Source organism: Terrabacter sp. Root181 (genome assembly GCF_001428505.1).
Classification (GTDB): domain Bacteria; phylum Actinomycetota; class Actinomycetes; order Actinomycetales; family Dermatophilaceae; genus Terrabacter.
Map to the genome: position 1 here is coordinate 774,618 of NZ_LMHU01000001.1, position 21,542 is coordinate 796,159.

Annotated in this window: 19 protein-coding genes; 12 read left to right on the top strand and 7 right to left on the bottom strand. The window is 72.7% G+C overall.

Annotated elements, in window-relative coordinates; genetic code table 11:
* Positions 1 to 5 precede the first annotated feature (5 nt).
* Positions 6 to 842 carry a hypothetical protein gene (locus ASD90_RS03560; protein ID WP_056751723.1) on the top strand — a complete coding sequence of 279 codons (837 nt, stop codon included), beginning with the start codon at positions 6 to 8 and terminating at the stop codon, positions 840 to 842.
* Here ASD90_RS03560 and ASD90_RS03565 read toward each other — a convergent pair.
* From ASD90_RS03565 to ASD90_RS03575, 3 genes are all read right to left on the bottom strand, one after another.
* The gene (locus ASD90_RS03565; protein ID WP_200958524.1) at positions 839 to 1,930 is read right to left on the bottom strand and encodes an MFS transporter; all 1,092 of its coding nucleotides are present in this window, start codon (positions 1,928 to 1,930) and stop codon (positions 839 to 841) included. The genes ASD90_RS03560 and ASD90_RS03565 overlap by 4 nt on opposite strands.
* A 208-nt stretch (positions 1,931 to 2,138) precedes the next feature.
* Positions 2,139 to 2,615: a MarR family winged helix-turn-helix transcriptional regulator gene (locus ASD90_RS03570; protein WP_056751725.1), complete on the bottom strand. Its 477-nt coding sequence runs from the start codon at positions 2,613 to 2,615 to the stop codon at positions 2,139 to 2,141.
* A gap of 55 nt (positions 2,616 to 2,670) precedes the next feature.
* Positions 2,671 to 3,930, bottom strand: a complete 1,260-nt coding sequence (locus ASD90_RS03575) for a sorbosone dehydrogenase family protein (protein WP_056751728.1) — start codon at positions 3,928 to 3,930, stop codon at positions 2,671 to 2,673.
* 259 nt (positions 3,931 to 4,189) lie between these two features.
* Here ASD90_RS03575 and dnaK point away from each other — a divergent pair, with 259 nt between their 5' ends.
* The 9 genes from dnaK (at position 4,190) to clpB (ending at position 15,858) form a co-directional block, all read left to right on the top strand.
* Positions 4,190 to 6,121 (top strand): molecular chaperone DnaK, encoded by a 1,932-nt coding sequence (dnaK, locus tag ASD90_RS03580; RefSeq protein WP_056751731.1) that lies wholly within the window; start codon positions 4,190 to 4,192, stop codon positions 6,119 to 6,121.
* Positions 6,118 to 6,795: a nucleotide exchange factor GrpE gene (locus tag ASD90_RS03585; protein WP_056751733.1), complete on the top strand. Its 678-nt coding sequence runs from the start codon at positions 6,118 to 6,120 to the stop codon at positions 6,793 to 6,795. The genes dnaK and ASD90_RS03585 overlap by 4 nt, the downstream gene beginning before the upstream one ends.
* Before the next feature lie 89 nt (positions 6,796 to 6,884).
* The gene (locus tag ASD90_RS03590; RefSeq protein WP_056751737.1) at positions 6,885 to 7,895 is read left to right on the top strand and encodes a DnaJ C-terminal domain-containing protein; all 1,011 of its coding nucleotides are present in this window, start codon (positions 6,885 to 6,887) and stop codon (positions 7,893 to 7,895) included.
* Positions 7,896 to 7,931: 36 nt separating this feature from the next.
* Complete coding sequence (locus ASD90_RS03595; RefSeq protein WP_056751739.1) at positions 7,932 to 8,384, top strand: heat shock protein transcriptional repressor HspR; 453 nt, start codon at positions 7,932 to 7,934, stop codon at positions 8,382 to 8,384.
* Positions 8,385 to 8,499: 115 nt separating this feature from the next.
* A complete protein-coding gene (locus ASD90_RS03600) occupies positions 8,500 to 11,640 on the top strand; it encodes an ATP-binding protein (protein ID WP_056751743.1) in 3,141 nt (1,046 codons plus the stop codon).
* A 153-nt stretch (positions 11,641 to 11,793) separates the two neighbouring features.
* Complete coding sequence (locus ASD90_RS03605; RefSeq protein ID WP_056751748.1) at positions 11,794 to 12,489, top strand: ANTAR domain-containing protein; 696 nt, start codon at positions 11,794 to 11,796, stop codon at positions 12,487 to 12,489.
* A gap of 9 nt (positions 12,490 to 12,498) precedes the next feature.
* A complete protein-coding gene (locus tag ASD90_RS03610) occupies positions 12,499 to 12,756 on the top strand; it encodes a hypothetical protein (RefSeq protein WP_056751750.1) in 258 nt (85 codons plus the stop codon).
* A gap of 9 nt (positions 12,757 to 12,765) precedes the next feature.
* Entirely contained in the window at positions 12,766 to 13,197 is a 432-nt protein-coding gene (locus ASD90_RS03615) for a VOC family protein (RefSeq protein ID WP_056754368.1), read from the top strand.
* Between the two features lie 99 nt (positions 13,198 to 13,296).
* Entirely contained in the window at positions 13,297 to 15,858 is a 2,562-nt protein-coding gene (gene clpB / locus ASD90_RS03620; protein ID WP_056751752.1) for an ATP-dependent chaperone ClpB, read from the top strand.
* Positions 15,859 to 15,881: 23 nt separating this feature from the next.
* Here clpB and ASD90_RS03625 read toward each other — a convergent pair whose 3' ends face one another.
* The gene (locus tag ASD90_RS03625) at positions 15,882 to 16,478 is read right to left on the bottom strand and encodes an HAD family hydrolase (protein WP_056751755.1); all 597 of its coding nucleotides are present in this window, start codon (positions 16,476 to 16,478) and stop codon (positions 15,882 to 15,884) included.
* Entirely contained in the window at positions 16,475 to 17,143 is a 669-nt protein-coding gene (locus ASD90_RS03630) for a hypothetical protein (protein ID WP_057589373.1), read from the bottom strand. Before ASD90_RS03630 ends, ASD90_RS03625 begins: the two co-directional genes overlap by 4 nt.
* A gap of 120 nt (positions 17,144 to 17,263) precedes the next feature.
* Here ASD90_RS03630 and ASD90_RS03635 point away from each other — a divergent pair, with 120 nt between their 5' ends.
* Positions 17,264 to 17,974 (top strand): LppX_LprAFG lipoprotein, encoded by a 711-nt coding sequence (locus tag ASD90_RS03635; protein WP_056751761.1) that lies wholly within the window; start codon positions 17,264 to 17,266, stop codon positions 17,972 to 17,974.
* Between the two features lie 7 nt (positions 17,975 to 17,981).
* Positions 17,982 to 19,751 carry an MFS transporter gene (locus ASD90_RS03640; protein WP_369793552.1) on the top strand — a complete coding sequence of 590 codons (1,770 nt, stop codon included), beginning with the start codon at positions 17,982 to 17,984 and terminating at the stop codon, positions 19,749 to 19,751.
* A gap of 54 nt (positions 19,752 to 19,805) precedes the next feature.
* On the opposite strand, the gene ASD90_RS03645 is transcribed toward ASD90_RS03640, so the two are convergent.
* Together ASD90_RS03645 and ASD90_RS03650 are read right to left on the bottom strand one after the other, a co-directional pair.
* Complete coding sequence (locus ASD90_RS03645; RefSeq protein ID WP_056751764.1) at positions 19,806 to 20,696, bottom strand: alpha/beta fold hydrolase; 891 nt, start codon at positions 20,694 to 20,696, stop codon at positions 19,806 to 19,808.
* Positions 20,693 to 21,517, bottom strand: coding sequence for an exodeoxyribonuclease III (locus ASD90_RS03650; RefSeq protein ID WP_056751765.1), 825 nt, complete (start codon positions 21,515 to 21,517; stop codon positions 20,693 to 20,695). Before ASD90_RS03650 ends, ASD90_RS03645 begins: the two co-directional genes overlap by 4 nt.
* Between the last annotated feature and the right edge of the window lie 25 nt (positions 21,518 to 21,542).

The following is a 21,542-nucleotide window of genomic DNA, read 5'->3' on the forward strand; positions in this document are numbered from 1 at the left end:
AGCACGTGGACGAGGTCGAGCGGCGGATCGCGCTGGCGCGCAAGGCCGTCCGAGCGTATGCCGAGAACCCCAAGGTCGCGGCGGCGCTCATCGGCGGCTCGGTGGCCCGTCGGCTCGCCGACGCGGCGTCCGACATCGAGCTCGACGTCTACTGGTCCTCACCGCCGACGGCGGCGGACCGCGAGGCAGCCATCGAGGGCGCCGGGCTCACCCGGGTCTACGCCGAGGAGGACGAGCACGAGTGGGCCGACGGCCTGCTCGTCGGCGGCGTCAAGACCGACGTCAGCGGCTTCGTGACATCGACCATCGACACCTACCTGGACCGGGCGCTCATGGGCGACACCGAGGCGGAGCTCCAGGTGCGGGTCACGGCCCTGCGCGACGGCATACCGCTGCACGGGCACGACGTCATCGACGCGTGGCGCGCCCGCTGCGACGGCTACCCGGAGGCGCTGGCCGTCGCCCAGGTGCACCAGGCCCTCGACCTGCGACCCCGCGAGCGGCTCGAGATGCTCGCGGACCGGGACGACGTCGTGCTGCTGCACCGCGACCTCCTCGACGGGGTGCAGGGCGTCCTCGACGCCCTCTTCGCCGTCAACCGGGTGTGGATGCCACACCCCTTCCACAAGTGGCTGGACCGTGAGGCGACGCTGCTGGCCCACCGTCCGGAGCGGCTCGTCGAGCGCACCCGGGCCCTGCTCGTCGCGTCCCCGCACGGCGCGGTCGCCGCGCTGGTCGCCCTCGTCGAGGAGACGTACGACCTCGCCCTCGAGCACGTGCCGGACGCCGACGTCGCCCCGCTGCGCGCGGCGTTCGAGCAGCGCCGGGTCGTCGAGCCCTAGGTGCGGCGCAGCCGTCCGCCCAGTCCCTGCGGCGCGTCGGGCACCGGTGGTGTGGCGGGGTCCGGCCCGAGGGCGGGTGCGGGTTCGGGGCATCGGCGGCGGAGGGAGCGGTCTATGGCCGACATCGCGAGGAGCAGGACCGAGACGACCGTGAGCACCACGGCGAGGGCGTGCAACCCTGCGGTGTCGGCACGCTCGGGGAACGCGGCGGCGTTGGCGGCGGCGGCGACCATGGCGCCGAGGTACATGGAGGTGCGCAGCAGCCCGGCCGACGAGCCGAGGCGGTCGGGGTGGGCCTGTCGGTAGAGGGCGTTCTGGTTCGCCAGGCCGATGAGTCCCTGCGGCACCCCGACCACGCCGACGACGGCGACGACGAGCCAGAGCGGTGAGTCGTCGTGGAGCAGGAGCAGCCCGAGGCAGGCGAGCACCTGCAGCGCGCCGCCGACGAGGAGCTTGCCGCGCACCTGCTCACGACGACCGAAGACCGTCGTCACCGCGATGGCCACGACGAACATCGGCAGCAGCGCGAGCCCCGCGCCCGTGGCGGTGAGGCCCCGGCCCTGCTCGAGCCACTGGGTGAAGCCGTAGAGGAAGACGTAGCTCACCGTGGAGGCGAGCAGCTGCCGGACGTACGTCGCGACCAGGGGAGCGTTGCCGGCCAGAAGGCGGACGTCGATGAACGGGTCGTCGGCGCGCCGCTCGCGCAGCACCAGGCCCGTGACGGCGACGGCGACGACGAGCAGGAGCGGCCAGCGCGCCGCCGGCTGCATGAGGAAGAGCAGCAGTGCGGTCAGGGTCGCGGCGAAGAGCGCCATGCCGGTGACGTCGAGCCCCCGTGGGCGCGCCGTGTCGTCGTCGCGGTGCAGCTGCTCCTCGCGGGGCAGGCGCAGCGACCCGAGAACGAGGCAGGCGAGCGCGAGCGGCACGTTGACGGTGAAGATCGTGCGCCAGCCGCCGAGCCCGATGAGCAGGCCGCCGACGGTCGGGCCGATGACGGCCACCGTCTGGTTCGCCGCGGAGAGGGCGGCGAGCACGCCCGCGGGCGAGTCGGTGCCGGTGCGCACCGACTCGCTGCGGATGAGCACCATCGAGGCGGGAGCCAGATCGTCGAGGACGGCGGTGCACCGAGGGCCAGGCCGATCGGGACGAGCGCGACGGCGAGCATCGAGGAGTTGACGGGGTTGAGCACCGACCCGAGCACCATCGGCGCGACCAGGCGCCGGTCGAAGCGTCCGGCCGGCGGGGTGCGTGCACGGTCCGTGGCCTCGGCGGCCGCGCCGGCCTCGGCAGCGCGGGTCATCGGCGCGCGACCCGGTCGAGCAGGACCATGGCGTCGATGACGGTGCGGCGCTCGGCCTCGGTGAAGTGGTCGGTGAGGGCCCTCGAGAGCCACTCCTCGCGGGCGGCGCGACTGACGTCGATGCGGCTGCGCCCGGAGGTCGTGAGGGACACGAGCTGGCGGCGGCCGTCGGTGGGGTCGGGGCGGCGTTCGACGAGGTCGCGCTCCTCGAGGACCGTGAGGGTCGCCGCCATCGACTGCGGCCGCACCTGCTCGCCGGCCGCCAGGGCGCTGGCGGTCGCGTCGCCGTCGCCGAGCAGCCGGCTCAGCACGGCGGTCTGGGAGGGGGTGAGACCGTCGAGCTCGGCGACGTCGCGCAGCCGGCGACGCAGTCGGCTGAAGGTCACCCGGATGTCGTGGGCGGCGCGGCCCGCGGTCGGCGCGATGGCGTGCGAGCCGTCGGTCGCGACTCGGGTGGTGCTCCTTGATGCCATGACCCGACGGTAGAACTCGACAGGTGAAACTGTCCAGTCACACCTGTCGAACTGGTCACGTGACGCGGGCGAGCAGGATGCGGTCGTCGCCGGCTCCGGGGCTCTGGCGACCGTCGCGGTTGCTCGTCGTCACGAGCAGCGTGTCCGGCCCGACCGTGAGGACGCTGCGCAGCCGGCCGTAGCGTCCGACGAGGAAGTCCCGGGGAGCCGCCGCGGTCCCCGTGCCGTCGAGGGGGATCCGCCACAGCCGCTGCCCGCGCAGGGCAGCCATCCACACCGAGCCCTGGGCGATCGCGATGCCGCTCGGGGAGTCCTCGGGGGGGCCCCACTGGGCGACGGGGCCGGTGACCCCGGCCCTGCTCGTGCGCCCCTCCGTCTGCGGCCAGCCGTAGTTGCGACCCGGCCGGATGAGGTTGAGCTCGTCCTCGCTGTGGTCGCCGAACTCGGAGGCCCAGAGCCGACCCGCGGCATCCCACGCGATGCCCTGCACGTTGCGGTGCCCGTAGGACCAGACGAGCGTCCCGAAGGGGTTGCCGGGAGCCGGGCGCCCGGCCGTCGTCATCCGCAGGATCTTGCCGCCCAGCGAGCCCTTGTCCTGGGCCAGCGCCGGTTGCTGCGCCTCGCCGGTCGTCGCATAGAGGTAGCCGTCCGGGCCGAACGCGAGACGTCCGCCGTTGTGGTGCACGTTGTGGGGGATGCCCGTGACGAGCACCCGCGGCGTGCCGAGCTGGCGACCGGCCGGTGCTGTCGGGTCCCAGGGGATGGCGGCGATCCGGTTGTCGCCCGCGGTCGAGTAGTACGCGTACACGAGTCGGTCGTGCGCGAAGGAGGGCGAGACGGCGATGCCGAGCAGGCCCGCCTCGCCCTGCTGGGCGACGTTCGAGACGACGCCGGGCACGGTGCCCACACGGGTGAGGTGAGAGGCGGCGACGTCGAGCCGGTAGATGCGGAAGCTGTCGCGGGCCGAGACGAGGACGGTCCCGTCCGGTAACCGGGCCAGGCCCCATGGCACGTCGATCCCGGTGGCGAGCGTGCGCACGACGGTCGCGCTGCCCGTCGCCCGGCCGGCCCTCGACGTGGGTGCGGGGCTGGCCGGGCCGCTGGACGTCGTCGTCGAGGACGGCGTCGGAGTCGTCGGCGAGGGTGCGCTACTCGTCGTCGGGCTGGACGGGGGCGCGGAGGTCGTCACCGCTCTGGTCGTGGCGGCGGTGGTCCCGGTCGGCGCCGGCGGGCCCGACGAGCAGGCTGTCGTCGACAGCCCCGCCAGGCCGAGGACGGTGGCCGCGGCGAGCGCGGTGCGGGTCGTGTGCGGCATGAGGCACCTCCGGCCAGCGACGCTAGCGACGGACCCTGTGCGTGCGCGGGCGCCGGGCTCGGGCGTGCCGGGCCGGTTCGAGATCCGGCCCGGCGTGGCGGGAACAATCCTCGCGACCCCAGAGTTGAGTCGGGTGAGCGCAAGATTTGCGAGTGCGGTTTTGACAATCACGTCGGAGCCGGAGCAGATTGAGCGAGGACCTGTTTCACCAGACCACCAGCAACACCCGGTCTCCACCTAGATCATCAAGGAGTCACCCATGGCACGTGCCGTCGGAATCGACCTCGGTACCACCAACTCGGCCGTCTCCGTCCTCGAGGGCGGCGAGCCGAGCATCATCTCGAACGCCGAGGGCGGGCGCACGACCCCGTCCGTCGTCGCGTTCTCCAAGAACGGCGAGGTGCTCGTCGGCGAGGTCGCCAAGCGCCAGGCCGTCACGAACGTCGACCGCACGATCCGCTCGGTCAAGCGCCACATGGGCACCGACTGGAAGTCGCCCGAGATCGACGGCAAGACGTACACCGCCCAGGAGATCAGCGCGCGCATCCTCCAGAAGCTGAAGCGCGACGCCGAGTCCTACCTCGGTGAGACCGTCACCGACGCCGTCATCACCGTCCCCGCCTACTTCGACGACGCCGAGCGCCAGGCCACCAAGGAGGCCGGTGAGATCGCGGGCCTCAACGTCCTGCGCATCGTCAACGAGCCCACCGCGGCCGCCCTCGCCTACGGCCTCGACAAGGGCAAGGAGGACGAGCTCATCCTCGTCTTCGACCTCGGTGGCGGCACGTTCGACGTGTCCCTCCTGGAGGTCGGCAAGGACGCCGAGGACGGCTTCGCCACGATCCAGGTGCGCGCGACCAACGGTGACAACCACCTCGGTGGCGACGACTGGGACGACGTCGTCGTCCAGCACCTCATCACCCAGGTGAAGAACAAGACCGGCCAGGACCTGTCCAAGGACAAGATCGCGATGCAGCGGCTCCGCGACGAGGCCGAGCGCGCCAAGAAGGAGCTCTCCACCGCGACGAGCACCAACATCTCGGCGCAGTACATCTCGATGACGCCCGAGGGTCCGATCCACCTCGACGAGAACCTCACCCGCGCCCAGTTCGAGCAGATGACGAAGTCGCTCCTCGACCGCACCAAGGCGCCGTTCCACAAGGTCATCGACGACGCCGGCATCAAGGTCGCCGACATCGACCACGTCGTGCTCGTCGGCGGCTCCACCCGCATGCCGGCCGTCAGCAGCCTCGTCAAGGAGATGACCGGCGGCAAGGACCCCAACAAGGGGGTCAACCCCGACGAGGTCGTCGCCATGGGCGCGAGCCTGCAGGCCGGTGTCCTCAAGGGTGAGCGCAAGGACGTCCTGCTCATCGACGTCACGCCGCTCTCGCTCGGCATCGAGACCAAGGGTGGCCTGTTCACCAAGCTCATCGAGCGCAACACCGCGATCCCGACCAAGCGCTCCGAGATCTTCAGTACCGCCGACGACAACCAGCCGTCGGTCCTCATCCAGGTCTTCCAGGGTGAGCGCGACATCGCGCAGCACAACAAGTCGCTCGGCACCTTCGAGCTGACCGGCATCGCGCCGGCCCCGCGTGGTGTGCCGAAGATCGAGGTCACCTTCGACATCGACGCCAACGGCATCGTCAACGTCTCCGCCAAGGACCAGGGCACCGGGAAGGAGCAGAAGATGACGATCACCGGTGGCTCGGCCCTGTCGAAGGAAGAGATCGACAAGATGGTCAAGGACGCCGAGGCGCACGCCGACGAGGACCGCAAACGTCGCGACGAGGCCGAGGCCCGCAACCAGGCCGAGCAGCTCGTCTTCTCGACCGAGTCCTTCCTCAAGGAGTCGGGCGACAAGGTCCCGGCCGACGTCAAGACCCCGGTCGAGGAGTCGCTCGCCGACCTCAAGGCCGCCATCGCCGAGGGCTCAGAGGCTGGCGCCGACGAGATCAAGGCCAAGGTCGAGGACCTCAACACGAAGTCCCAGGCCATGGGCCAGGCCGTGTACGCCTCCGAGCAGGCCTCCGCGAACGCCGCCGCGGGTGCCGCCGGGCAGGACGGATCGCCCTCCGGCGACGGCGCGTCCGGCACGTCCGGCACGTCCGGTGCCTCCGACGCGTCCGACGACGACGTCGTCGACGCCGAGGTCGTCGACGACGACGAGGTCAAGGACGCCAAGTGACCGAGTCCCCGAAGCACGGCACGTCCGGCGAGCAGCCTGACGTGACCGCATCGGGCGCGACGGGTGCCGGCGGCGACGCCGCCGGCACCCCGCCGCGGGGCGGTTCGGCCCACGGCGAGCGCCACCACACGTACTACGAGGGCGGTCCGGGCGCCTCGTCCGAGCCCGGTGGTGAGGACGAGTTCGACCACACCGCAAGCGAGTCCGGCGAGCCCTCGGAGGCCGAGGGCGTCGTCCTCGCCGAGGAGGACACCATGGCCGCAACGCTGCTCGCCGACCTGCAGCGACTGCAGGCCGAGTACGTCAACTACAAGAAGCGCGTCGACCGCGACCGCGAGGTCATCCGCCACACCGCGGTCGGCAGCGTCGTCGAGTCGCTGCTCCCGGTCCTCGACGACATCCACATGGCCCGCCAGGCCGGCGACCTCGCCGACGGTCCGTTCGCGTCCATCGCCGACAAGCTCGAGGCGACCCTCGGCCGCTTCGGCGTCGAGCGCGTCGGTGAGGCCGGCCAGGAGTTCGACCCCAACGTGCACGAGGCCCTCATGCACGTCGAGGCCGAGCTCCCCGAGGGGGCAACGGGCACCACCGTCGTCCAGGTGCTCCAGCCCGGCTACCGCATCGGTGACCGGCTGGTCCGTGCCGCCCGGGTCTCGGTTGCCGACCCCGCCTGAGACGTCCGCCGCCGGGCTGCACACGCAGCCCGGCGGCATACACGATGATGGGAGCAGCGTGAGAGTCACCGTGAACGAGGAGGTGCGCCATGGCTAGTCAGGACTGGTTCGAGAAGGACTTCTACGCGATCCTCGGCGTGCCCCAGGACGCCGACGCCGCGACGATCAAGAAGACCTACCGCAAGGTCGCGCGCACGATGCACCCCGACCACAACGTCGGCGACGCCAAGGCGGAGGAGCGCTTCAAGGAGGTCGGGGAGGCGTATGCCGTCCTGTCCGACCCCGAGAAGCGCCGCGAGTACGACGCGATCCGCGCCATGTCGCACGGCGGCGCCCGCTTCACGGCAGGTGGCGCGGGTGGGCAGGGTGCCGGCTTCGAGGACATCTTCTCCGCCTTCGGCGGAGCGGGGGCTCCCGGCGGCCAGCGCGTGCGCTTCGACACCGGCGGCGCAGGTGGTCAACCCAACCTCGAGGACATCCTCGGTCAGATGTTCGGCGGTGGTGCTCCCGGCGCCGGCTACGGCGGCTACGGCGCGCCGGCCGGGCCTCGCCCCGGTGCCGACGTCCAGGCGAGCACGCGCATCGGCTTCCGCGACGCCGTCGAGGGCTCGACCGTGTCGCTGAGCTCGCCCGACCTCGGCCGCATCAACGCCCGCATCCCCGCCGGGGTGAAGGACGGCCAGCGGATCCGCCTGCGCGGCAAGGGTCGTCAGGGCGACCCGGGAGCTCCGGCCGGCGACCTCATCCTCACCGTGGCCGTCGACAAGCACCCGGTCTACGGGCGCGACGGCGACAACCTCACCCTCGACCTGCCCGTCACGTTCGCGGAGGCGGCGCTCGGTGCGACCGTCGCGGTCCCGACGCTCGACGGCGGCTCGGTCAAGGTCAAGGTGGCCCCGGGCACGCCGAGCGGACGCGTCCTGCGGCTCAAGGGCCGCGGCGTCAAGCGTGGCGACCACACGGGCGACCTGCTCGCCAAGGTCCAGGTCGTCGTGCCGCAGCGGCTCACCGACGAGGCGCGCGAGGCCGTCGAGCGGATGGCCGCCGCTGAGAACGGCCACGACCCGCGGGCCGACCTCTTCCAGCGCGCCCGAGCCTGACCACCACCGACGAGACCCGACGGACGGAGGACGACGATGGCCCGCAAGAGCGCCCGCCCCGGTGGGCACGACGACGACGCGCCGGTCTTCGTCATCTCCGTCGCGGCCGAGCTGGCGGGCATGCACGCCCAGACGCTCCGGCAGTACGACCGGCTCGGTCTCGTGTCGCCGTCGCGCACGCGTGGCGGCGGCCGGCGCTACAGCACGCGCGACGTCGAGCTGCTCCGCGAGGTGCAGCGACTGTCGCACGAGGGTGTCTCACTGGCCGGTATCCAGCGCATCCTCGACCTCGAGAACCACGTGGCGGCGCTCCGGTCGCGGGTCGAGGAGCTCGCCGCCGAGCTGGCGGCGGCCCAGGCCGCCCTGTCTGCCGGGGCCCGGGTCTTCGCGGTCGGTCCGCGCGGAGAGGTGGTCGCGGTCCGACCCGGCCAGCGTCCGCCGCGCGCCCCGTCGTCGCAGGCGCTCGTCGTGTGGCGGCCGGAACGCTAGCGTCCCGGCTCGCGGGACCCCCCGCGTGTGCCACACTGTGCTCGCCTCAAGCAGACGGGGCGCCGTTGTGGAATGCCGCCGGAGGCAGCTTCTTGACCCCAGTCCCGGAGGTCGTGTGACCCCGCACCACCCGGAGGGCGCCCTCTTCGGCGCCCCCATGACGAACCCGCACGGCGTGCCGCCGCGTCAGGGCGAGATGCTCGCCCTGTTGCGCCGCACCGACTGGTCGGCGACACCGCTCGGCCCGGTCGAGACGTGGCCGGCCAGCCTGCGCATCCTCGTGGACGTGTGCCTGTCGTCGCGCTTCCCCATGCTCGTGTGCTGGGGTCCCGACCTCGACATGGTCTACAACGACGGCTACCGCACCCTCCTCGGCGAGAGCAAGCACCCCGACGCGTGGGGCCGGCCGGTGCGTGAGGTGTGGCCGGAGGTGTGGGACGTCATCGGACCGATGTTCGAGGGCGTCACCACGGGTGGCCCCGCCACGTGGGTCGAGGACGAGCTGCTCGTCGTCGACCGTGCCGGCTACCTCGAGGAGGCCTACTTCACGTGGTCCTACGGCGCCATCCACGACGAGGCCGGAGCCGTCGTGGGTGTGCTCAACGTCGCGACCGAGACCACCACGAAGGTGCTCGCCGAGCGTCGTGCCGACGTCTCGGCCCGTCTCGTCGCCGCGCTGGCCGACGCCGAGGACTCCGAGGACGTACGCCGTCGCGCCCTCGACGTGCTGGGTGCCGACAGCCACGACCACCTCGCGAGCGACCTCCGCTGGGCTGCACCCGGTGACGCGCTGCCGACGGTCGACGACGAGGGCCGCCCGGTCCGGGTCGTCCCCGTCGTCGAGCCCGGCCTGCTCGAGCCCACGGCACACCTGCTGCTCACCGAGAACCCCCGTCAGCCGTGGGACGCGACGCTCCAGGTCTATGCCGAGCTGTGCGCCTCCCACGTCGCGATGGCCCTGAGCGGTATCCGCCGCCTCCAGGACGAGCGCGACCGCGCCGAGGCCCTGGCCGAGCTCGACGTGGCCAAGTCCGACTTCTTCGCGAACGTCAGCCACGAGCTGCGCACGCCGCTGACCCTCATCGCCGGCCCGGTGCAGGACGCCCTCGCCGCCGACGGCCTGGACCCCGAGCAGCGCCAGCGCTTCGAGCTGATCCGCCGCAACACCGACCGCCTCGCGGGCCTCGTCGACCGCATCCTCGACCTCACCCGGGTCGAGGCCGGGGCGGTCGAGCCGCACTGGGTCCCGGCCGACGTCGAGGAGCTGACGACCGGCATCGCCGCGAACTTCCGCCCGGCCATCGAGCGCACGGGACTCGCGTTCGAGGTGGTCTGCGACGACCTCGACCACGAGGCCTACGTCGACGTCGACATGTTCGAGCGCATCGTGCTCAACCTGCTCTCGAACGCCCTGAAGTTCACCGCGCGCGGCCGGATCTCGCTCCACCTGGGCGGCGACGAGCACGGGTACGCCGTGTCGGTCACCGACACGGGCATCGGCATCGCCGAGAAGGACCTCGACCTCGTCTTCGACCGGTTCCGGCAGCTCGACCGCGGTGACGACCGGCGGTCGCGCGAGGGCGCCGGCATCGGCCTGTCGCTCGTGCGCCAGCTCGTCGACCTGCTGGGGGGCCGGGTCGCCGTGCAGTCGCGGCAGGGCCAGGGCAGCACCTTCACCGTGTCGTTCCCGTGGGGCCGGGCGGCCGAGCGTGCCGCGTCGCGCCCGTCGATCACGCCGCGCTCGGCCGAGTCCTTCATCCACGAGGCGAGCAGCTGGGTCGTGCGCGACGAGGTCGCGGCGGAGGTGCAGCCCGCCACCGACGGTGCGACGTACCTCCCCGGCCCGGCGTCACCGACCCCGAGGGGCGGCGACGTGCGACCGACGCTCCTCGTCGTCGAGGACAACCACGACATGCGCGACTACATCGCGCGCCACTGCGTCGTCGACTTCGACGTCGTGTCGGTGCGCGACGGGGTCGAGGCCCTCGACCACCTCCGCACCCGGCGCCCGTCGATCGTCCTCGCCGACGTCATGATGCCGCGGATGGACGGCCTCACGCTCGTGCGCGAGATCCGCGCCGACCCGGGTCTGCGGGACCTGCCGGTCGTCCTGCTCTCCGCGCGTGCGGGCGTCGAGGCCAGCACGACCGGGCTGCTCGAGGGCGCCGACGACTACGTCGTCAAGCCCTTCCAGCCGCAGGAGCTCCGCGCGCGCCTCGCCGCCAACCTCGTGCGCGCTCGGTCGCGCTCGCGCGACGCCGCCTGGCTGCGGGCCATCCTCGGCGCCATCCAGGAACCGTTCGTCGTCGTCGACGGCGAGGGTCTCGTCATCCAGGTCAACGACGTGTTCACGCGGACGTTCGGCTGGTCCCTCGCGGACGGCCCGCTCGTGCCGCCCTACCCGTGGTGGGTCCCCGAGTCGGAGTCGTCCGACGAGCGTCGCCAGCACCAGCGACGGATGGAGCTGCTCCAGTCCGGACGACCTGTCGAGGACGACCGCTACCGCATCCTGCGCCGTGGTGGCGGCGAGGCGTGGGTTCACGTCCGGTCGGCGAGCGTGCCCGGCACGGCCGAGCACGACGGCTTCGTCATCGTCGTCGTCCGCGACGAGACGCGCGAGCGCGAGTCCCGGATGCGGCGCGAGCTCGCGGCCCGGATCGCCGTCGACCTCGCCGTCGCCGAGGAGCTCGACCAGGTCCTCGCCACGGCCGTCACCGGCTTCACCGTGCTCTTCGACGGTGCGGTCACGCTGCGCGTCTCGCCGACGAAGGGGGAGCCGGTCGTGCTGTCCCCGCGCGGACGCGTGGCGGTCGGCGACCTCGACCCGGGCGTACGCCAGGGGCTCGAGTCCTCGCCGCACCGGCACGACGTGCTCGTCGGCGACAAGCGAGAGGGCCTGCTGCTCCTCCCGACGGTGCACGAGTCCGACTGTCGCGCCTGGGTCCAGTTCGACGAGCCTCGGCTCGTCTCGAGCGACGAGCTCATCGTCGGCGACCTGCTCGCGCAGTCGCTCGGCCAGGCCGTCGACCGCGTGGTCGCGCAGCGGGCCCGCGCGCAGAAGGAGCACCAGCTCGAGCAGGCCATCGAGAGCCACCGGCTCATCGGCCACGCCGTCGGTGTCCTCATCGAGCGCCACCGGATCACGGCGACGCAGAGCTTCGAGATGCTGAGGCAGGCCTCGCTCAACCGCAACATCAAGCTGCGCGAGCTCGCGGCCCGGGTCGTCGAGAGCGGGCAGGACCCGGACCAGGCCTGACCGCCTCTGTCGCGTGCGTGCGGCCTTGTGCCGCGCGGGAATTGGCCGTGCCTCAATTTGGTCGTGTCGTGTTTTGTCCGGCGGCGTGGCGGGATGCAACACTGTGCTGCCTCCAAGTTCGCGGGCCTTCCCACGCATACCCTGGAGGCCCCGTTGAGCGTCCTGCGTCCGGCGATCACAGCGAACGACGACGACCGTCCGCTCGACGCGGCAGTGCGCATCACCTCGGCGGCCCGCCAGCTGGTGCGCTCGGAGGACCTCGAGGAGGCTCTCGCGGTGGCCGCCTCCGCGATCGGCGAGGCACTCGCCGGCGAAGCCGTCCTCCGGGTCACGGCGACCCAGCACGACCTCCTCGCCAGCGCCTCCGGCGTCGTCCCGCCCTCGGCGCTGTCGCCGGCGGTCCGGGAGGTCCTCTCCGGGCCCCTCGAGACCGGCGGGACGACGGCAGACCCCCGCGCCGGCGACGGCGCCCGCGGCATCCTCCTGGAGTCGTCCGGCATCCACGCCACGTGTCGGGCCTGGGCCGGGGTGGGTCGCAGCCCCGGTCCGGGCACGGCCCAGCGGACCCTGGCCGAGCTGCTCCTGCACTCGCTGGCACAGGCGGTGGACCGGATCGTCACGGTCGACCGCTTCCGCCAGAACGAGGCCAACCTCGAGCGGGCCGTCGAGAGCCACCGGCTCGTCGGCCAGGCGATGGGCATCCTCATCGAGCGCCACCGGATCGTGTCGGAGGAGGCCTTCCACGTGCTCCGGCGCGCGTCCCAGGACCACAACGTCAAGCTGCGCGAGGTCGCCCAGCGCGTCATCGAGACCGGCGCGGAGCCCGACGACGTCGTGGGACGGCCCTAGTCTGGGACCGTGAGCCCGACGGACGACGCGCCGCACCTCATTGTGCTTCCGGAGCGCGAGGCTGCCGAGGCGCTCGCCGACGAGCTCGAGGCCGAGGGGCTCCCCGACGTCCGGGTGGTGCGGGAGGCGCTCGCGGGCGAGGACGACTCCGAGGACCACGAGTGGGCCGTCTACGTGCGCACCCCCTCCGACCCGGCGTATGCCGTCCGCTTCCAGGCGCTCGCCGCGGCCCACGACGGCTGGTACGACCCCGACCCGCACGACTGAGGAGTGATGATGGCGCGCGCTTTCCAGGTGACGATCGACAGCGGCGACCCCCGTGCGCTCGGGGGCTTCTGGGCTGAGGTGCTCGGCTACGTCGAGGACGCCCCGCCGCCGGGCTTCGCGACGTGGCCCGAGGCGCTCACCGCCTGGGGGCTGCCGCCCGAGCGGCACAACGACGCGTACGCCGTCGTCGACCCCGACGGCGCCGGGCCGCGGGTCTTCCTGCAGAAGGTGCCGGAGGGCAAGACGGCCAAGAACCGGCTGCACCTCGACGTCCGTGTCAGCGGCGTTCCCGGTCCGGCCGAGGGCAAGGGCGAGCTGCTGCAGGCCGAGTCCGACCGTCTGGTCGCGCTCGGGGCCACCGTCGTCCGCGAGACGGTCACCGAGATGGACCACTACATCGTCATGCAGGACCCGGAGGGCAACGAGTTCTGCCTGACCTGAGGGCCCGGTCACCTTCTGGTTCCGCAGGAAGTTGAGTGGAATAGACTCAACTCCGCGCCAGTTGATCCCAGTGAACCGATCCCCGCACCAGGAGTACGCATGGACCTACAGCTGACCAACAAGGCTCAGGAGGCCTTCGCCCAGGCCGCGACCACCGCGACGGGCAAGCACCACCCGAACATCGAGCCGGCACACCTGCTGCTCGCGTTGGCAGCCCAGAGCGGCACGACCACCCCGGCCCTGCTCACCGCCGGGGGGTCCAGCGTCGCCGCCGCGACCGCCACCGCCGAGCGCGCCATGGCCTCGATGCCGCAGGTCACCGGCGGCACCCAGCAGCCGCAGCTCTCGCCCACGGCCGCCCGCGCCATCTCGCAGGCGCAGCAGTACATGACGGCGATGGGCGACTCGTACGTCTCGACCGACCACCTGCTCCTCGCCCTCGCGCGCACGGGTCAGCTCGGCCTCGACGCCGACGCCGTCGAGGCCGCGATCCCCGAGCTGCGCGGTGGGCGCCCCGTCACCTCCGACAACCCCGAGGGCACCTTCGAGGCGCTGTCGAAGTACGGCACCGACCTCACCGCCCGCGCGCGCGAGGGCAAGCTCGACCCCGTCATCGGGCGTGACGCCGAGATCCGTCGCGTCGTGCAGGTGCTCTCCCGGCGCACGAAGAACAACCCCGTGCTCATCGGCGAGCCCGGCGTCGGCAAGACCGCCGTCGTCGAGGGCCTGGCCCAGCGCATCGTCGAGGGCGACGTGCCCGAGAGCCTGCGCGACAAGACCCTCTACTCCCTCGACCTCGGCTCGATGATCGCCGGGGCGAAGTACCGCGGCGAGTTCGAGGAGCGGCTCAAGGCCGTCCTCGAGGAGATCAAGGGCAGCGACGGCCAGATCGTCACCTTCATCGACGAGATCCACACCGTCGTCGGCGCGGGCGCCGGCGGCGAGGGTGCCATGGATGCCGGCAACATGCTCAAGCCCATGCTCGCCCGCGGCGAGCTGCGCCTCGTCGGCGCGACGACGCTCGACGAGTACCGCAAGCACATCGAGAAGGACGCCGCGCTCGAGCGTCGCTTCCAGCAGGTCTTCGTCGGCGAGCCGTCGGTCGAGGACACCATCGCCATCCTGCGCGGGCTCAAGGAGCGCTACGAGGGGCACCACAAGGTGACGATCGCCGACTCGGCCCTCGTCGCCGCGGCCAGCCTGTCCGACCGCTACATCAGCGGCCGCCAGCTGCCCGACAAGGCCATCGACCTCATCGACGAGGCAGCCTCGCGACTGCGCATGGAGATCGACTCGAGCCCCGTCGAGATCGACGAGCTGCGCCGCGCCGTCGACCGGCTCAAGATGGAGGAGTTCGCCCTCGAGCAGGAGAGCGACGCGGCGAGCAAGGACCGGCTCGAGCGCCTGCGCAAGGACCTCGCCGACCGCTCCGAGGAGCTCGCGGCACTCAACGCCCGCTGGGAGGCCGAGAAGTCCGGCCTCAACGCCGTCGGCGACCTCAAGGCCCGCATCGACGACCTGCGCACGCAGGCCGACCGGCTCCAGCGCGAGGGCGACCTCGGCGCTGCCTCCAAGATCCTCTACGGCGACATCCCGACGCTCGAGAAGGAGCTCGCGACCGCCCAGGAGCGCGAGGCCGCGGCCGCGCCCGGCGACGACGAGCCGATGGTCAAGGAGGAGGTCGGCGCCGACGACATCGCCGACGTCATCTCCGCCTGGACCGGCATCCCCGCAGGCCGGCTCATGGAGGGCGAGTCCGAGAAGCTGCTGCACATGGAGCAGCACATCGGCGCCCGCCTCGTGGGCCAGGCCGACGCGGTGCGTGCGGTGTCCGACGCGGTGCGCCGCACGCGCGCCGGGGTCTCGGACCCCGACCGGCCCACCGGCAGCTTCCTCTTCCTCGGCCCGACCGGTGTCGGCAAGACCGAGCTCGCCAAGAGCCTCGCCGACTTCCTCTTCGACGACGAGCGGGCCATGGTCCGCATCGACATGTCGGAGTACTCCGAGCGGCACTCCGTGGCGCGCCTCATCGGGGCGCCCCCGGGCTACGTCGGCTACGAGGAGGGCGGCCAGCTCACCGAGGCCGTCCGTCGCCGGCCCTACTCCGTGATCCTGCTCGACGAGGTCGAGAAGGCCCACCCCGAGACGTTCGACATCCTGCTCCAGGTGCTCGACGACGGCAGACTGACCGACGGCCAGGGCCGCACCGTCGACTTCCGCAACGTCATCCTCGTGCTCACGTCCAACCTCGGGTCGCAGTACCTCACCGACCCGACGCTGAGCCCCGAGGCGCGGCACGAGTCGGTCATGGGTGTCGTGCGCTCGGCGTTCAAGCCCGAGTTCCTCAACCGCCTCGACGAGGTCGTCGTCTTCGACGCCCTGAGCCGCGACGACCTCGCCCACATCGTCGACCTGCAGGTGCGGGCCTTCGCCGAGCGGCTCTCCGACCGGCGCATCACCCTCGAGGTCACCGACGGGGCTCGCCAGTGGCTCGCCGCGCGCGGCTACGACCCGGCCTACGGCGCCCGCCCGTTGCGCCGCCTCGTGCAGCGCGAGATCGGCGACCGGCTCGCCCGCGGCCTGCTCTCGGGCGAGGTCCGCGACGGGTCGACGGTCGCGGTGGGCGTCGCCCCCGACGGGGAGACGCTCGTCCTGTCCTGACCGTCCGGGTGCCGCCCCACGGCTCAGCGGGTGAAGAGCTCCGCGTCCCAGCCGAACTCGCGGGCGGCCGTGACGTTGTCGTCACGGTCGTCGGTGAACCAGACGTCGTGACGGGCCACCGCGCGCCCGAGGTCAGCCTCGATCGCGCGGTGCGCGGCGGCATACGCCAGGGGGTCCGGCTTGGCTACGCCGAAGTCGGCGCTGTTGAGCAGGCCGTCGAAGAGCCGGGTGATCCCGAGCAGCTCCATCTCCTGCGGCACGTAGTCGGTGCCGTTGGTGAAGACGTAGGTGCGGTGGCCGCCCGAGCGCAGGACCTCGAGGCGCTCGACGGTCTCGTCGATCACCGTGCCGCGGTGCTCGCGCCAGGCCGCCATGTGCTCGCGCACCCGCGCCGGCTCGGGGACGACCTCCTCGAGCGCGGCGCAGATGGCGGCATACCAGTCGTCGAAGCTGCGCCGGCCGGTGATGGTCGGCAGGAGCAGCTCGCTGCGGAACGCCGTCGCCGCGACGTGCCCCGCGGGCAGCCCGAGGGCTGCCTCGATCGCGGGGTTCGCGTCACCCGGGGCGAAGTCCCGGACGACGCCGTCGAGGTCGAAGACGTATGCCGTGTGGTCCCTCACACCGTCGAGTCGCGCTGCTCGCGCTCGTCGGCGGTGGACTCGTCGGCGGTGGACTCGCCGGGCGTGGCGTCGGTCTGGTCGAGCGCGTCGCTGCGGTCGGCACGGCGGCCGGTCCGCGTCTCGGCGGGTCGCTCGACACTGCCGGCGGAACGCGGCTCGTCGGTCCACGACGCGGTGCCCTCGTTGACGTTGCCCTCGGCGCGGCCGGTCACGACGTCGGCCACCGACGGACTCTCGCGCTCGCGCCACTCGGCCTCGCGGCGCGACAGCTCCGCCTCGCGGGTGTCGAGGCCCTCGTGGCGGGCCGACAGCTCGCTCTCGCGGCGGCGCAGGTCCTCGTCACGCAGGCCGGCCTCCTGGATGCGGCGCTCGTGGTCGAGGCGCGCGGCCTCGGCGCTCTCCTCGACCTCGGTGAGCCGGGTCGTCTCCTTGTCCTGGCGACGCAGGCGGGCACGGCGACGGGCCGCGGCCGAGACCAAGGCCCAGCCGAGCGCGAAGAGCAGCACCGCGACGGCGCCGTAGACGACGAGCTCGAGCGGCGTCGCGTTGCGGGTGAAGCCGAAAGCCGCGACGGCAACCGTCCCGGACGCGGCATGGGTCGCCAGGTAGGCGACGACGCCGGCTCCGACGCCGACCAGCAGCAGGATGACTCCGAGCAGGGCCATGGGTTCGTGCTCCTTCATCTGGTGGCGGGGTTGTCCCGCCGTGATCGTCCCCGACCCTAGCCATACCCACATTCCCGTGGCGGACCGAAGCCGTCGCCCTCCTCAGTTAGCCTGACCCCCATGCGCATCACCGGAAAGCTCGCCGCTGCTGCCCTCTCGGCGCTGTGCGTCGTCGGGGTGGCCTCCTGCTCGAGCGACCCGGAGGCGACGACGCCGAGCGCCTCGCAGCTCTCGCCGGCGCAGCAGCTCGCGGCCGCCAAGGCCAAGGTCGACGCCGCAGCGTCCGTGCACCTGAAGCTCGCGAGCAGCAACGTCCCGGAGGGCTCGAGCGGTGTCGTGTCGGCCGACGGCTGGGGCAAGCACCCGCCGGCGTTCAAGGGCACCTTCAAGGTGGCGCTCAACGGTGTGCAGGCCGATGCCGAGATCACCTCGCTCGACGGTGAGGTCTACGCCAAGCTCCCGCTCATCCCGGGCACCAACAAGATCGACCCCAAGACCTTCGGCCTGCCCGACCCGGCCGTGCTCTTCTCACCCGACAAGGGTCTGACGACGCTCCTCACCGCGACGACGTCCCCGGTCGCCGGCGAGAAGGTGCGACAGGGCTCCGAGGTGCTCTCGACGATCACGGGCACCGTGCCGGGCAAGGCCGTCACCGACCTCTTCCTCATCGGCGACAGCAACGGCACCTACCAGGTGACCTACGGCCTCACCGACTCCGGGGAGCTGCGCCAGGTCGTCATCACGGGGCCGTTCTTCGGCGCCGGCACGACGTCGACCTACACCCTGACGCTCGACCAGTACGGCCAGCCCGTCACGATCACCAAGCCCTGACGCGCCGGTGACGTCACCCGCCTCGCCCACGACCGCGCCGCAGCCGGGGCCGGCCGACGGCAGGCACCGCCTCGCGCTGCTCTCGGCGGCGTCGGCTGCGGTCGCCCTGGCCGCCGCCGACACGTACGTCGTCGTTCTCGCGCTCACCGACATGATGGCCGGGGTCGGCATCGGCATCGACGCCCTCCAGCGGGCGACGCCGATCATCTCCGGCTTCCTCCTCGGCTACATCGCGGTGCTTCCCCTCATCGGCCGCCTGTCCGACCTGCTCGACCGCCGGCGCATCCTGCTCGGCTGCCTCCTCGTCTTCGTCGTCGGCTCGGCCGTCACGGCGCTCGCCGTCGAGATGCCGGTGCTCGTCACCGGTCGGGTGCTCCAGGGCATCGGCGGTGGCGGACTCGTCCCGGCGACCCTCGCCCTCGTCGCCGACCTGTGGCCACCGCATCGCCGGGGCACCCCCCTCGGGGTCGTCGGCGCCGTCCAGGAGCTCGGCTCGGTGCTCGGCCCGGTCCTCGGTGCGATCGTCCTCGCGTGGTCGGGATGGCGGGCGATCTTCTGGCTCAACGTCGCTGCCGCCCTTGTGCTGTACGCCGTCATCCACCTCCTCGGTGGCCGCTCGGGGACGTTGGCCCCGAGTGCGGTCCCCGACCCGGCGCGTCCACGGCGCCGAAGGGTCCTGTCGGTGCTCGCCGGAGTGCTCCTGGTGCTCGGCCTCGGCGTCACCGGCCTCGCGCTCGCGGACCCCGAGTCGCTCGTCACCGACGTCGCGCTCGGGGAGCCCTTCGTCCCCTTCGCCGGCACCTCGCGGGTGCTGACGCCGATCGGGGTCGTGGGTCTCGGCCTGCTCGTCGTCGTCGCGGTGCTCACCGCGCCCCGCTGGTGGCCCGTGCTCCGACGGGCCGACCTCGTCGGTGCCCTGCTCGTCGCCGTCGCACTCGGCAGCCTCGTGCTGACCTTCGCCTCGTCCGACCCGGAGAAGGAGGTCGTCGGTCCGCTCGGCTACAGCCTGCTGCCGGTCGGCGCCCTCGCCCTCGTGGCGCTCGCGTGGTGGCACCGGCACGCCGCCGACCCGCTCATCCCACGTGGGGTCGTCGGGGCGCGCGGCCTGCGCTCCCTCGTCGTCAGCCTCCTCGTCGGCGCGGCGCTCGTCGCGGTCGTCGTCGACGTGCCCCTCCTGGCCCGCCTCACCGACACCTACGACGAGACCGGCGCCGCGCTCGTCCTCGTCCGGTTCCTCCTCGCCGTGCCCGTGGGGGCCCTGCTCGGTGGGTGGTCGCTGCGCCGCCTCGGAGACGGTGCGGTCGCCGGGACGGGCCTGCTCCTCGGCGGGGTCGGCCTCGTCGTCATGTCCCGCTGGACCCTCGACTCGGTGAGCGACACCGTGCCGGCCACCGCCGTCCTGGTCGTCGTCGGCCTCGGCATGGGCCTCGCGCTGGCGCCGGTCAACAATGCGGCGCTCGCCGACTCACCGGCCGACGCCCACGGTGTCGCGAGCTCCCTCGTCGTCGTGGCCCGGATGGTCGGCATGGTCGTCGGGCTCGCGCTGCTCACCTCGATCGGCCTGAGCCGCTACTTCGACGCGGTGCGTCGGCTGCCCGACCAGCTCGACACCGACGCCCTCATCGGGGCCGGCGTCGTCCAGGTCCAGACGGTCTTCCTCGGTGGCGCGATCGCCGCCCTGCTCGGGGCCGCGGTCGCCTTCACCCTCGGTGTGCGCGGCCGCGCCGGCGCGAGCGAGCCGGCGGACGCCGACGCCCCCCGCTTCGTCGCCCTCTGAGACATCCGGCAGACCCGGCAGACCCGGCCGGCTGGGCCTGCCGGAGCCGGGGCCTCACACCGAGACGGGGCGGGCGCGCAGCTCGGCGAGCAGGCCGCGTACCTCGTCGGCGACGACGTCGGTCGCCTCCCACGGCAGCATGTGACCGGCCCGCGGCATGTCGACGAACGTCGCGTGCGGCAGGGCGACGCGCATCGCGCGTGCCCGCGTCACCGGCATGAGCGGGTCGAGCCGGCCCGCGACGATGGCGACCCGCACGCGTTCGAGGGCGGGGAAGCCGCCGCGCTGGTCGACGGTCAGGAGAGCCCCGTAGAACGCGGCGAACGTCGTCAGCTTCGTCGACGCCACCTGGTCGCAGGCGGTCTCGACGTCGGCGGGGTCGGCGTCCTCGCCGAAGAGCCCGCGGACGAGCGCGCGGATCCGGCCGTTCCCGCCGGGTGGCAGCGGCATGCCGCGGGCCGCCAGGCGCATGACGGCGGCCTCCCCGGTGCGCTCGCCGAGGGCGACGTGGGAGGAGGCGGTGGCGACGAGGAGCGCCGCCTGGACGCGCGAGCCGAAGAGCTCGGGACGCTGCTCGGCCAGCGCCAGGACCGTCATGCCGCCCATCGAGTGACCTGCGAGCAGGACGGGGGAGGTCGGCGGCACGACGGCGCGCAGCACGACGTCGAGGTCGCGCCCGGTGAGCGACACCGACATCGACGCGAGCTCGGTCCGGCGCAGCCCGATCGTCGAGCGCCCGTGCCCGCGCTGGTCCCACAGCACGATTCGGACCGGCTCGTCGGCGAGCTCGTCGACGACCGGCAGCCAGCTCTCGTGGTTGACGGCCCAGCCGTGCGCGAGCACGAGCGTGGGCGCCTCCGGCGGCAGGTCGGGCTCCGCGTACGTGTGGACGGACAGGATGGCGCCGTCGGGGGTGACGATGCCGCGGCGGTCGTGGCGCTTCACGCGTCCGTCCCCGCCGCCTCGACGCGGTCGGCGTCCCCGACCTGGAAGACGACGGGTGCGTGGTCGGACGCGCCCTTGCCCTTGCGCTCCTCGCGGTCGATGGCGGCCCCGACGACGCGCTCGGCGAGCGCGGGGGAGCAGAGCGCGAAGTCGATGCGCATGCCCTGCCGCTTCTGGAAGCGCAGCTGGGTGTAGTCCCAGTAGGTGAAGGTGCCGGGCTCGCTCGTGTGCGGTCGCACGACGTCGCTGAAGCCGGCGTCGACGACACCCTGGAAGGCGGCGCGCTCGCCGGGAGAGGTGTGCGTCTTGTCCTCGTAGTAGGGGACGCTCCACACGTCGGCGTCGGTCGGCGCGATGTTCCAGTCGCCGAGCAGGGCGATCTGCGCCTCGGGGTCGTCGGCCAGCCACCCGCGACCGGCGGCTGCGAGGGCCTCGAGCCACTTCAGCTTGTAGCCGAGGTGCGGGTCGTCGAGGGAGCGACCGTTGGGCACGTAGAGCGACCACACGCGGACGCCGTTGCAGAGGGCCCCGATGGCGCGCGCCTCGGGCGCCACGGGCTCGCCCCAGCCGGGCATCCCGTCGAAGCCGACGCGGACGTCGTCGAGTCCGACGCGCGAGACGACCGCGACGCCGTTCCACTGGCTCAGGCCGTGGTGGGCCACCTCGTAGCCGAGGGCCTCGAAGCGCTCGAACGGGAACTGGTCCTCGCGCGCCTTGGTCTCCTGGATGGCGAGCACGTCGACGTCGGTGCGTTCGAGCCAGGCGGCGACGCGGTCGATGCGGGATCGGATGGAGTTGACGTTCCACGTGGCGATGCGCACAGTCGGCCACCCTAGACCGCCGCGC